Here is a 12,474-nt window from a genome sequence, read left to right as displayed (position 1 = left end):
AAGCGGTAAGGCAGCGGGTTTTGATCCCGCCATGCGTTGGTTCAAATCCAGCCACCCCAGCCAATTTCTCTCGGTATAGTTTTGACCCTTTTGGGGTATCGCCAAGCGGTAAGGCAGCGGGTTTTGATCCCGCCATGCGTTGGTTCAAATCCAGCTACCCCAGCCATATTAAGAAAAGCCGGTCTCTGACCGGCTTTTTGCTTTTTATCTGCCCTATCACACCTCTGCGGCTGGACAGAACACCACAATAACGCCAGTATAGGCGTCCAGAAGTCCAATAAGAATAAAGAGCAACAGTGATCCACGACATCGTTTCCGCCGTCAACGGCGTACTTTGGGGCTGGCTACTTATCGCCATGCTAATCCTTGCCGGTATTTGGTTCAGTGTCCGCCTTGGCGGCGTACAGATTTTCCAGTTCCGCCACATGTTCAGCCTGTTAAAAGGCAGCGGCCAGCACGACAAAGCCGGTATTAGTTCTTTTCAGGCACTGTGCACCAGTTTATCTGCCCGGGTTGGTACAGGTAACTTGGCTGGGGTAGCCGTCGCTATCTCACTAGGCGGAGCCGGTGCGGTATTTTGGATGTGGGTTATTGCCTTTTTAGGCATGGCAACCGGCTTTGCTGAGAGCCTTTTAGGTCAGCTCTATAAAGTAAAAGACGGTAACGGCGAGTACCGCGGCGGACCAGCCTATTACATCCAACAGGGGCTGAACAAACGCTGGCTGGCTATCGCCTTCTCCCTGTGTTTGTTCCTTGGCTATGGTTTTATCTTCAGTGCCGTGCAGGCCAACTCCATCACCGATGCCTTAAATCACGCCTATGGTATTCCCACCTTGCATGCCGGTGTAGTGATTATCATGCTTGCCGGCGTGATAGTTATCGGTGGACTGCGTGGAATTGCTCGCTTCTCTGAATGGATGGTGCCATTTATGGGTATCAGCTACGTCCTGGTCGCTATCGGTATTACATTGCTGAACATCGAGCAGGTGCCAGCCATGCTGTATAACATTATCACCTCTGCCTTTGGTCTGCAGGAGGCTGCGGGGGGTGCCTTTGGTGCCGCCCTTAAACATGGTATTCAACGTGGCTTGTATTCTAATGAGGCTGGCTCAGGTAGCGTGCCACATGCCGCTGCCAGCGCTACACCAAACCCGAATCATCCCGCCAGCCAAGGTTATGTGCAAATGCTGGGGGTATTCCTGGATACCATGGTGCTCTGTACCTGTACGGCTATGATAATTTTGCTTGCCGGAGGCTCGCAAGGAGAGCAAATGGAAGGTATTCGGTTGACCCAGGATGCGATGGCCTTTCATTTAGGTGGTGGTGGTAATGACTTTGTCGCTGCAGCTATCAGTCTGTTTGCCTTCACTTCTGTGGTGGCCAACTATGCGTATGGCGAAAGTAACCTGCATATGTTCAAACTGGATAATCGCGCCGGACGTAGTGTTTATACGGCGGGTTACCTGGCCATGATTTTATGGGGCTCCATGGCCTCCCTACCTCAGGTATGGGCCATGGCGGATATGGCGCTGGGCCTGATGACGGTTATTAACATCATTGCCATAGTGTGGCTTACCCCGACTATCGTTAATGTCAGCCGTGACTACCTGGCACAGCGCAAAGCCGGTCAGACACCTGAATATCGAAACGGCAACTGCGAAATTCAGGGCAGTACCGAGCAATGGCGAGATAGCTAAACTTGGCGGCTTGTGCCGCCTTTATCTCTTGTCTAACAACCTTCAGGTAATCCTTATCAAGCCAAATTGGCAGAATCGGAAAACTGTTTGCGTATCAACTGCCCGTAAAAAAAACATACACATTGACCAGCCAGAGGCATATAGATAAAGTCTGAGTTCTTTAAGTATTTCAACATCTTAATTCATGGACTTTAACAGCACATCCTGCCTGAATTGCGGCCAACCTCAAGACCACACTTATTGTTCACACTGCGGACAAAAGAAAGCTCAGCGACTTAATTTCCTCTCTGTCTGGGAGATGCTTAAACAAGGGGTAATTAACCTGAATGCACCTTTCTTTCATACCATGAAATGTTTAACTCTGGCGCCAGTACAAACCTGCAGAGATTACATCGAAGGTAAGCGCGTTCGTTACTTCAACCCTCTGCATTATGCGTTCTGGATAATGACCGCCTCATTGTTCGTTGCCACCATGATGGATGTCAATCTGTCCGATCCCAGCACGCCTCTGAGCCAGGTAAACCAGGACAAGGCTTTCGGAAAGCTGCAGATGCTTATTCACAATGGCGTCGTCTACCTGGGATTATTCACCGCCCTCCTACATGCCTGGATGGCCAGGCTATTTTTTCCAAAGTCTGTTTACTCCACCATAGAGTATTTAGTGCTGTTCCTGTACCTCTCCGGCCATCTTAGCTTGTTGTCACTGACGTGTTTGTTATTGGGTATTCATGCCCAAAGCATGCCCTTTACGGCGGTGATTTATCTTGTGGTGTATTCGTCAGTTTTGACACTCATCCAACCTGGCCCCAAAAAAGCCTGGGATTGGTTTAAAAGTGTTGTTTCGGTGATCATCGCCTTTGCCCTGCTCATCATTGCGACAGGGCTTATTGGAGGTGTCTGGGCTATTTTGATGGATAAATAGCAGTTCTAGAATTTAAAGTCCCATGGCGTAGCGAGTAACCTGTTTCTTTAAGAGCCCCGCTCGTTGCGCTACACTCAGGCCCAAATTACGTAAAGCCTTTACTGGCGCAAGATCATTACTGAAGGTGGCATACAGCACATCCATGGTCGACATCATCAACAGGTTATCTTTGTAGCGCTTGCCCTGATATTGCTTAAGCAGTTTATCCAACTTACTTTTATCCATGCGCCAGGTATTGTCTGCAAGCCGGTCCAACAGACAGGCAACGTCTTTAAAACCCAAGTTAACGCCCTGTCCCGCCAGCGGATTAATGGTATGGGCTGCATCGCCTAATAACACCACCCTGCCCTGAACGTAACTATTGGCATGCATGCGTGTCAGGGGGAAACTGGCCGTTTCCAGAATATCAAAATCAACCAACTGCTCAGGAAAGTTGGATTGAATCTCTATTTTCAATTCATTAAAGGTCAAAGACTTCAAGCGCTTTACTTGCTCAGCACTGTCGTACCAGACCAACGATGCGTATCCATCGTAAAGAGGTAGAAAAGCCAATGGACCGCTGGGCCGAAAACGCTGCCAGGTAATATCTTGCGTAGCTTGTTCGGTTTTGATGGATATCGCCAGAGCTTGCTGGGCATACTGCCAACCATGGGTCGCAATACCCGATAATTGCCGAACCCGAGAGGCAGCACCATCAGCGCCGATGATCAACTCGGCCTGCAGTTTGGTGCCATCATCAAGTTCAGCCACCGTCATCTCATGGGTTTGCTGGAGTCCTTTTAATCCGGCACTAAACCAGCTTACAGGATACGCTGCCAGCGCTTGATGCAGTCCCAACTGCACGATGCGGTTTTCAATGATGTGTCCCAAGTGCTCACAGTCCAGTTCATTGGCGGAAAAATCTGTACGCCCTTGTTCTTCCCAGACAGATAAACGTCGATAACAACAATGCCGCATCGCCTTGATAAAGGACCAAGCGCCCAATCTATCCAACAGTTGTTCTGACGCCAGGCTAATAGCAGAAACTCTTATGTCGGGGGCCTGCTCTGGATCAAAAGGCGTTGGCATCGCAGGCTCAATTATTGCAACCCGATACCCTTGGTGAGCCAATCCTAGCGCAACACTTGCGCCAACCATATTGCCACCAACCACAACAACATCGTATTTCTGCATACTCTCAGACACTTGGCTCCATTTGTCGGCAAGCATAGCACGACAGGGCGCGTGATTTCGTCGACCACCAGCGGTTTTTCTTTGACTTGTAACAACTCAAGGCTAAATGCCCGAACTGACAAACTTTCTTACATCCGCAAAACAACTTTTTGCCTCTCTGCAGCTACATATATATCAAGCACCTTCTGCTACCACCGGAGACAACCATGAATCGTATAGCCTTAATTGCCGCTCTCGGCTTGCTTGTCAGTCTTAGCAGCCACGGCGCCCTGACTCAGGATCAGGACCTCCCTCGTTATGTGTTCACTTATAAGTTGAACAACAGCATGAGCTACATGGCGTATCAATATCAGGTAACCAAGCAGGATATTGAAGACAAACTGGAAGACGATATCCAAGATCAGTTGATTGGTGCGTTAGCAGAGCAACTAATTGCCGCCAATCCACCTCAAGCCGGCGATACCAGTGGTAAAAAGGTACAGCCAGAACAACTTTAACTCTCTCCCTGGGCCGCTGACATTGTTGTATTAAATGCTCAGCGGCATTCTTCATTCCCGCACTTCTATTCGCCCAACGCTTGGCTAACACGACGATGCATGATTAAATGGTAGGCAGATTCCATTTATTATCCTGAATATTGCAAAGCCTATAAAACCGCTATGTTGAAGTGCCCTGCTTTTGCCCAGTTTATTTCCGTTCCCGAGCCTGCTCAGCAACGCAGTCGTGATGCATTGGAGCGCATGCTCGCAGCCGGAGAACAATTGCTGGCAAAGAACGCCTTTGAAAACGCCAGTGTGGCGCAAATTGCCGAACAGGGCAGCTCGTCGGTGGGGACCTTTTATCGTGTCTTACAAGACAAAGACACCTTGTCCCAGTTGTTGATTCAGCGCTTTTTCCAGTCAACCATAGCAACCATGGACAGGCTTACACGCCCTGAAGATTGGCAAAACAAACCTTTGCATCAGTTTATATTCGCGTTATCCGAATGTCTGGTGGGATTAACTAAAGGTCGGCAAGGTGTTCTCAGGGCCCTTATATTAAGAGCCTCCAAGGATACCGACTTCCGGGATAGGGTTCATCAACTGAATGAGCATTTGGCTAGCCGTGTTGTCGGGGTGCTGAAGCTGCATACTCAGGAAGTTCAGCATCCTGAGCCCGCCAAGGCCATGCAAATCTGCATACATTTTCTGATAGGTGCACTTAATCAACATACGGTCACAGGTAACCTGCCACAGATTAGTCAGGAAGAAATGATCCAGGAGTTTGCCGAAATAATCCTGGCTTATTTACGCGTGACGAGCAGAGCCAGCCACACAGAAAACTAGCCCGACAAAACCCAACGCTGAAAATCCAACAATTTATTTCCATTTACTTAACACTTTCACTTGAAATCGGAATCAATATTCCATAAATTGAATTCGGAACCGAACTACCGATTCCTTAATGGAGATGTATGCAATACTTTCATCACGACAATGTTCGCCTGCACTATCAGGACGTAGGACAAGGTGCGCCAGTACTGCTGTTACATGGCTTAGGATCATGCACTGAAGACTGGCTCGACCAAATAGCCGCGCTGAGCAATAACAACCGGGTTATCGCGTTGGATTTGCGTGGGCATGGACAAAGTGCTGCCGTCAGGCAGGCTTACCTTATGCGTCAACTGGCGGAAGATGCACAAGCCTTAATGGAACATCTTCAGTTGCCAACCTATCATGTCGTCGGCTTCTCCATGGGGGGGATGGTTGCTTTTGAATTGGCGCTACAAGCCAAAGAATCAGTGCAATCTCTGGTCATCATCAATTCCGGTCCACAAGCATTAGCCAATTCAGCCAAGAAACGTTGGCAGCTGATGTTCAGACAATTGATTATCAGCGTGCTAGGCATGCGCTCGCTAGGACGAGTCATTGGCCGGAAGTTATTTCCTCAGCCCAACCAGCGAGCCCTTAGAGAGCGTTTTGAATCTGGTATGGCGAAAATGGACAAAACCAGTTATCAGCTCGCCCTGCGTGCGATATCCCAGTTTTCAGTTCAGTCCTCGTTGCCCCAAATTACGCAACCCACCCTGGTCATCAGTAGCGATCAGGATTACACCCCCATCAGCCACAAAGCTGAATACATCAGGCTGATGCCCAATGCCAGATTAGTCGTAATAGAAAACTCTCGTCATGCCACCCCAATAGACCAACCACAAGCACTGAATAAGGTATTGACAGAATTTATCGGCAGTCAGTGCCGAGCAGGGAAGCAAACACAAAGTCCTGACGGCCCAACCCTACAACAATAAATTGGAGAACATCATGCATAAGCTCCGTACCTCAGTTACCCTGCTAGCCGGATTGTGCGCGTTACCCACACAAGCCGAGCAGCCCGCTACAGAGCAGGACAGCGTCATAGAGAAGATCCAGGTTACTGCGCGTAAACGCAGCGAAACCATGCAGGATATTCCGCTGGCGGTTTCTGCTCTGGATAAAACCACCATAGAACGCAATGCCATCAATAATCTGGTGGATCTGCAAAGTCAGGTGCCATCTCTGAGTATTTATGCAGCACGGGGTACCAGCTCAACCGCCACCGTCTATATACGCGGGGTTGGACAGTCCGATCCCCTGTGGGGAGTTGAGCCTGGCGTTGGCATCTATCTCGACGATGTTTACTTAGCAAGGCCTCAGGGCGCACTGTTGGATCTGCTTGATGTGGAACGCGTGGAAGTATTGCGCGGCCCCCAAGGCACCTTATATGGGCGTAATACAGTAGGCGGTGCAGTCAAATATATCACCCGTCAACCGCAAGACAGCTTGAGCCTTAAAGCCGACGTGGCGATGGGAAGTTATGGACAGATAGATGGCAAATTCGCGGCTTCCGGGAGCTTAGTGCCGGACACACTACTGGGCAGTATCGCAGTTGGGTCATTTAATCGCGACGGCTTTGGCGAGAATCGCCTGACCGGCAAAGACGTCAGTAATAAAGACATCTTAACTGCCAGGGCCAGCTTGCTGTGGCTGGCGGGGGATGACACCACTGTGACACTTGCACTGGATAAAACCCGCGATAATGCCAATGTGCGTGGGGCCAGGCGCATGCTGGAAAATGGCTTTGAACTTTACTTTGAAGGCCAACCTCCTTTACCGGTCAGCACCGACCGTTATGATGTAGATAACGGTATGACTCTGGATAAAAATATCACCAATAGCCAGGGCGCTTCGCTAACACTGGCCTGGGACATCGACAACAGCTGGAGTATGAAAGCGGTGACAGCCTGGCGTGATGGCGATACCCAGGGTGCCATAGACTTTGATACCGGTCCCTACCCCATCGCTGATGTTGATGCAGACTACTTTGACCGCCAACTAAGCCAGGAGCTGCAATTTAACTACAGTGGTGATGAATGGCAGGCGGTATTCGGCTTGTATCTGATGGAAGCCGAAGCCGGCGGACAAATACGCAATCGTTTTGCGCTGCCGTTTGCGGCACTGGGATTAGCCCCACCAACATTAATTCCCGGTCCTATTTACTATCAATATGGCGTAAGTGGTGGGCAAGTGGACACGCGCACAGTGGCTTTATACGGTGATGCCAGTTGGCAATTCAGTGAGCGTTGGCGACTGAGCATGGGACTACGAGCGGGGCGGGAAAGTAAAGAAGCACAAGTACTGAATCAGGGGTTCAGCGATGATAACTTTACTCAGCCAAACGGTTTGGTCAGCGCAGACTTTACCAATAAAGAAAGTTGGACAGATTTTTCTCCGCGCCTGGCACTGGACTACCAACCTAATGCCGACTTACTGATATACGGCTCGGTGGCCAAAGGCTTTAAAAGTGGCGGCTTTAATGTACGAGCCAATACCTTGCAAGTCCCTGATTCAGCCGAGGCATACGATCCAGAAAGCGTACTTACCTACGAGCTGGGCATAAAACCTACCTTGTTCAATCAACTTCAGCTCAGTCTCGCGCTATTCCATAGCCAGTACAAAGACATCCAACTGAGCATATTTACCGGCGTCGACAGTGATAATGACGGCAACAATGATGGCTTTTTTGGTGATTTCACTAACGCCGGTAAAGGCCGTATCCGCGGCATTGAGTTTGAATACCTTTGGACCCCAGCAAAAGGCTGGCGTGTATGGGGTAACGCTGCCTATCTGGATGCCAGTTATCAGGAATATTTAAGTGGCGGAATAAACCTGGCCAAGCAAAAAGAATTTACCGACGTCCCTGAACTGGCGTTTAGCCTTAATCTGCAAAAACGTTGGAATTGGACGGATATGGGTGAATTGTCAGCCAGCCTCAACTATCAGTGGCGAGACGAGGTACAACCTGTAACTAACCAAAGTGCACTGCTCAAACAGCCGGCCTTTGGCCTGTTAAATGCCACCCTTTTGCTTAACCTGGATAACAGCAACTGGCGTCTGGCGCTGGAAGCTAAGAACCTGACCGACAAGGAATATCGCACCACGGGTTACGATTTAACTGACAGTGGCTTTCCCATAGTAACTGGGTACTATGGAGATCCGCGGACCCTGACGTTGCGCGCCACATACCAGTTCTGAACCATAATAAAAGAAGTATAAACAAGGAGAGCCCGATGCTGAACCTGGTCCCCAATAAGCCTTTAAATGTCAGTGATATACTGCTGCATATGCGTCGTGTACATGCAGAGCAACAAGTTGTCAGTGTTAGCGCTGATGGAGAAATCCATCACGCCAGTTATCAGAGCGTGACCGAGCGGGTCGCCCAATTGGCCAACGCTCTGCAAGGTTTAGGGGTCCAGCCCGGAGATTGTCTGTCAACCCTGGCATGGAATGATCAGCGGCATATGGAGATTTACTTTGCCGTGCCCGGATTGGGGGCTATTTGCCATACCGTCAACCCCCGGCTGTTCAGTGAACAGCTGGCCTACATTCTCCAGGATGCAAAGTGCCGCTGGTTATTTGTCGACCCCATGTTTGTGCCGCTCGTACTGCCACTCCTGGGTAACCTGAGTCAACTTAAAGGCGTTATAGTGCTGGGCGATGCCACGCAACTGGATCCCGCCTGGTTTCAGGCACACAAGCATTTAGCTTGGCATGATTATGAAAGCTTGATTGCAGGCCAGTCACAAGTATTCGAATGGCCTGTTTTGGATGAAAATACCCCTTGTGGTTGCTGCTATACCTCGGGTACTACCGGTGATCCCAAAGGCGTGTTGTATAGCCATCGCTCCACGGTTTTACACAGCTTAGCCATCGCTCTGCCTGATTCTGCCGGTTTATCGGCAACGGACAGCGCCTTGGTGGTTGTGCCAATGTTCCATGTTAACGCCTGGGGTCTGCCTTACGCCTGCGCCATGGTAGGCGCCAAACTGGTACTACCCGGCCGGTTTATGGGCGATGGCGCCATGCTGTCCAGGCTCATTGAACAGGAGCAGGTCACCCTGGCTGCCGGTGTCCCCACTGTGTTACAGGCCTGGGTCAATCACCAGCAAACACCAGTAACAGGCGGTATACGCGTCATTGTTGGGGGGGCCGCCTGCACCGAAGGCTTGCGTGCCGGGCTTGAAGCCTTAGGTTGTGAAGTAAGACCGGCATGGGGCATGACCGAGACCTCCCCCATCGGCACGGTAAACCGCGCAGGCCAAGGCGAACACCGACTTTGCCCCGGGCAAGCCGTATTTGGTGTAGAACTGAGAATTGTTGACGACAATGGCCAGGTACTGGCCAATGATGGTGAGCAAAGCGGCGACTTACAGATCCGCGGCCCTTGGATTGTCAACGGCTACATTGGCAAGCCCAACACCGATGCCTTTAAGGCCGACGGCTGGTTTAGCACAGGCGATGTGGCACGTTTATACCCAGACGGCTACATGCATATCACCGACAGAGCCAAGGATCTGATCAAATCCGGCGGTGAATGGATAAGTTCACTGGCGCTGGAAGAAATTGCCTGTCGTCATCCGAATGTCGCTACAGCAGCAGTGATAGCCATGCCCCATCCTCAATGGGATGAGCGTCCCTTGTTGTTAGCGGTTGCCAAAGACAAAGACGCGGCAGACGAGCATGCCTTGCTCGAATGGTTTGAAGGCAAAGTGGCTAAATGGTGGAAGCCTGATGAGGTGCGCTTTGTCGATGCACTGCCCTTAACTGCAACAGGCAAAATAGACAAGAAGAAGCTACGTAGCCTGTATACAGAAAGCGACTGACAATATTTAACTAAAGACCAGGTTTTTCTGCACCCCGCATAACATCCACGCGCGCCTCTGTTAGAATGGCGCGCGTTTATTTTTATCAGGATGGTTATGCGCTCTCCCATGTTGCTCGGCGCCCTGAGCCTGATTTTGGCAGAAGCCCTGTTTGCTGGCGTTGGCGCGCTGGTAAAACACTTAAGTGACAGCCTGAATCAATCCCAATTGGTTTTCTTCCGCAATCTGTTTGCCCTGGTGTTTTTACTGCCCTGGCTATGTAAAGTAGGCCCACAGGGACTTAAGACCGAGCATTTTGGCTTACATCTGCTGCGTTCCACATCCGGCCTGCTGGGCATGTATTGCTTCTTCTATGTGCTAGCCAACCTTCCCCTGGCTCAAGCCATGATGGCCCTTCTTGTGGCCCCCTTTATCGTGCCGATTATTGCGTATTTCTGGCTTAAAGAACGCATCAGTCAGAAAAGCCTGATGGCCATTGGCCTGGGTTTTATCGGCTGCGCTTTTGTTCTGCGTCCAGAATCTGGCGGCTGGAATATCTTTGTCCTGCTGGCACTCTGTTGTGCAACCTTTGTCGCCTTTACCAAATGTACCATCCGCAAACTCAGCGATTCAGAGCCATCTGGACGCATCGTGTTCTACTTTACCGGCCTGGCTACACTGGTATCATTCTTCCCCTTGCTGGCCAACTGGCAACCTATGCCGAATGCGGCCTGGCCCTGGCTACTGCTAATGGGCTTGATGGCCGCCATAGGCCAATTACTGATGACCAAAGCCTTTCAACTGGCCTCGCCTGTGCGCATTGGCCTGCTGACATACAGCAGCGTGCTGTTTGCCGCGTTTCTGGGCTATTGGTTCTGGCAGGAACCTGTCTCTGCAGGCTTACTGGCAGGCACCTTGTTGATCATCTGGGCGGCCAATCTGACTATTCGTCAAAGATGGTTATGGTGATTAGCTGGCAACCTGGCGCCAGTGGCGGTAAAATACGCGGTTAATCACGTACCAAATTTTTAAAGGAAGGCACCTGGCCTTTCTTTTTTACTTATTAGGGTTTTACTTAAAGCAGTATGAGCAAGAAATTATTCATCAAAACCTGGGGTTGCCAGATGAACGAGTACGACTCGGAGAAAATGGCTGACCTGCTGGATTCAACACATGGATATCAGGCCACTGAAAATCCCGAAGAGGCCGATGTTATCCTGCTCAACACCTGCTCGATTCGCGAAAAGGCCCAGGAAAAGGTCTTTCACCAATTGGGCCGTTGGAAAACCCTGAAAAAGAAAAATCCCGACCTGATTATTGGTGTGGGTGGCTGTGTGGCATCGCAGGAAGGTGAGCATATCCGTGATCGGGCACCTTATGTGGATATCGTGTTCGGCCCACAAACCCTGCACCGTCTGCCTGAAATGATTAATCAGGTCAAAGGCACACAATCGCCGGTGGTGGATATCAGTTTCCCGGAAATCGAGAAGTTTGACCGTCTACCCGAGCCACGCGCAGAAGGCCCCAGTGCCTTTGTGTCTATCATGGAAGGCTGCTCCAAATATTGCAGCTTCTGTGTGGTACCTTATACCCGTGGTGAAGAAGTCAGCCGCCCAGCGGACGATGTTATCTATGAAATCGCCCAGCTTGCTGAACAAGGGGTACGTGAAGTAAACCTGTTAGGCCAGAACGTCAACGCCTTTCGTGGTGTCAATCATGACGGCAGCATCTGCACCTTCGCCGAACTGCTTCATTTAGTCGCGGCCATTGATGGCATTGACCGTATCCGCTACACCACCTCGCATCCGGTAGAATTTACCGACGACATTATCGAAGCCTATGCCAACATTCCTGAACTGGTGGATCATTTACATCTGCCGGTACAAAGTGGTTCTGATCGTATTCTGACCATGATGAAACGTGGTCATACTGCCATCGAATACAAATCCAAAATTCGTCGCCTGAAGAAAATTCGCCCAGACCTGAGTATGTCGTCAGATTTCATCATTGGTTTTCCAGGTGAAAGCGACGAGGACTTCCAGGCCACCATGGATCTTATCCAGACCATTGGCTATGACCTGAGCTTCAGCTTTATATACAGCGCTCGTCCAGGCACACCGGCCGCAGATTTGCCGGATGATGTCAGCGAAGAAACCAAGAAACAGCGCTTATACCTGCTTCAACAGCGTATCAACCAGCAGGCCATGGATATTGCCCGTAAGATGGTAGGTACCGAACAGCGCATACTGGTGGAAGGTCCATCCAGAAAAGATGCCGGCGAGTTGTGCGGTCGTACCGAAAATAACCGGGTGGTTAACTTTGTCGGCAGCGATGACATGATTGGTGAATTTGTCGATGTGAAGATCGTCGATGTGTTTGCCAACTCACTGCGCGGTGAAGTAATAAGACGGGAAGCTGATATGGGGCTGCGTGTCAGTGTCAATCCCCAAAGTATTATTCAGAAGCAGGCCAACCAACCAGACACCCTGGGTGTTGGTCAGTACATTCCTATCAGTATGCAATAA

Annotated in this window: 10 protein-coding genes and 1 tRNA gene; 10 read left to right on the top strand and 1 reads right to left on the bottom strand. The window is 50.3% G+C overall.

Translation table 11 applies throughout. The features are described from left to right. The first annotated feature begins 91 nt into the window (after positions 1-91). From J0A65_RS09925 to J0A65_RS09915, 3 genes are all read left to right on the top strand, one after another. Positions 92-166: transfer RNA gene (locus J0A65_RS09925), tRNA-Gln, on the top strand. A 130-nt stretch (positions 167-296) separates the two neighbouring features. Next, positions 297-1,697, top strand: coding sequence for an alanine/glycine:cation symporter family protein (locus J0A65_RS09920; protein WP_206594013.1), 1,401 nt, complete (start codon positions 297-299; stop codon positions 1,695-1,697). 298 nt (positions 1,698-1,995) lie between these two features. Further along, positions 1,996-2,619 (top strand): DUF3667 domain-containing protein, encoded by a 624-nt coding sequence (locus J0A65_RS09915; protein ID WP_206594012.1) that lies wholly within the window; start codon positions 1,996-1,998, stop codon positions 2,617-2,619. Between the two features lie 12 nt (positions 2,620-2,631). Here the strand turns inward: J0A65_RS09915 and J0A65_RS09910 are convergent, their stop codons facing one another. Then, a complete protein-coding gene (locus tag J0A65_RS09910; RefSeq protein ID WP_206594025.1) occupies positions 2,632-3,792 on the bottom strand; it encodes an FAD-dependent monooxygenase in 1,161 nt (386 codons plus the stop codon). Positions 3,793-3,998: 206 nt separating this feature from the next. Here J0A65_RS09910 and J0A65_RS09905 point away from each other — a divergent pair, with 206 nt between their 5' ends. The 7 genes from J0A65_RS09905 to miaB all read left to right on the top strand — a co-directional run bounded on the left by J0A65_RS09905 (position 3,999) and on the right by miaB (position 12,474). Beyond that, the gene (locus tag J0A65_RS09905) at positions 3,999-4,289 is read left to right on the top strand and encodes a hypothetical protein (RefSeq protein WP_206594011.1); all 291 of its coding nucleotides are present in this window, start codon (positions 3,999-4,001) and stop codon (positions 4,287-4,289) included. Between the two features lie 162 nt (positions 4,290-4,451). Next, complete coding sequence (locus tag J0A65_RS09900) at positions 4,452-5,117, top strand: TetR/AcrR family transcriptional regulator (protein ID WP_206594010.1); 666 nt, start codon at positions 4,452-4,454, stop codon at positions 5,115-5,117. Positions 5,118-5,245: 128 nt separating this feature from the next. Next, positions 5,246-6,079 (top strand): alpha/beta fold hydrolase, encoded by an 834-nt coding sequence (locus J0A65_RS09895; protein ID WP_206594009.1) that lies wholly within the window; start codon positions 5,246-5,248, stop codon positions 6,077-6,079. Between the two features lie 13 nt (positions 6,080-6,092). After that, positions 6,093-8,342 carry a TonB-dependent receptor gene (locus tag J0A65_RS09890; protein WP_206594008.1) on the top strand — a complete coding sequence of 750 codons (2,250 nt, stop codon included), beginning with the start codon at positions 6,093-6,095 and terminating at the stop codon, positions 8,340-8,342. Positions 8,343-8,377: 35 nt separating this feature from the next. Further along, entirely contained in the window at positions 8,378-9,970 is a 1,593-nt protein-coding gene (locus J0A65_RS09885; RefSeq protein WP_206594007.1) for a long-chain fatty acid--CoA ligase, read from the top strand. Between the two features lie 96 nt (positions 9,971-10,066). Continuing rightward, positions 10,067-10,918, top strand: a complete 852-nt coding sequence (locus J0A65_RS09880) for a DMT family transporter (RefSeq protein ID WP_206594006.1) — start codon at positions 10,067-10,069, stop codon at positions 10,916-10,918. 116 nt (positions 10,919-11,034) lie between these two features. After that, the gene (miaB, locus tag J0A65_RS09875) at positions 11,035-12,474 is read left to right on the top strand and encodes a tRNA (N6-isopentenyl adenosine(37)-C2)-methylthiotransferase MiaB (protein ID WP_206594005.1); all 1,440 of its coding nucleotides are present in this window, start codon (positions 11,035-11,037) and stop codon (positions 12,472-12,474) included.

Origin of the sequence: Bowmanella yangjiangensis, assembly GCF_017255015.1 — a bacterium.
GTDB classification, from domain to species: domain Bacteria; phylum Pseudomonadota; class Gammaproteobacteria; order Enterobacterales; family Alteromonadaceae; genus Bowmanella; species Bowmanella yangjiangensis.
The sequence above is the reverse complement of the archived record's forward strand: the minus strand, read 5'-3'. Positions and strand labels throughout refer to the sequence as shown.

Coding starts and splice junctions, on each gene's coding strand:
- J0A65_RS09915 (WP_206594012.1), top strand. CDS start 1,996: ATGCTTAAACAAGGGGTAATTAACCTGAATGCACCTTTCTTTCATACC.
- J0A65_RS09910 (WP_206594025.1), bottom strand. CDS start 3,792: ATGCAGAAATACGATGTTGTTGTGGTTGGTGGCAATATGGTTGGCGCA.
- J0A65_RS09905 (WP_206594011.1), top strand. CDS start 3,999: ATGAATCGTATAGCCTTAATTGCCGCTCTCGGCTTGCTTGTCAGTCTT.
- J0A65_RS09900 (WP_206594010.1), top strand. CDS start 4,452: ATGTTGAAGTGCCCTGCTTTTGCCCAGTTTATTTCCGTTCCCGAGCCT.
- J0A65_RS09895 (WP_206594009.1), top strand. CDS start 5,246: ATGCAATACTTTCATCACGACAATGTTCGCCTGCACTATCAGGACGTA.
- J0A65_RS09890 (WP_206594008.1), top strand. CDS start 6,093: ATGCATAAGCTCCGTACCTCAGTTACCCTGCTAGCCGGATTGTGCGCG.
- J0A65_RS09885 (WP_206594007.1), top strand. CDS start 8,378: ATGCTGAACCTGGTCCCCAATAAGCCTTTAAATGTCAGTGATATACTG.
- J0A65_RS09880 (WP_206594006.1), top strand. CDS start 10,067: ATGCGCTCTCCCATGTTGCTCGGCGCCCTGAGCCTGATTTTGGCAGAA.
- miaB (WP_206594005.1), top strand. CDS start 11,035: ATGAGCAAGAAATTATTCATCAAAACCTGGGGTTGCCAGATGAACGAG.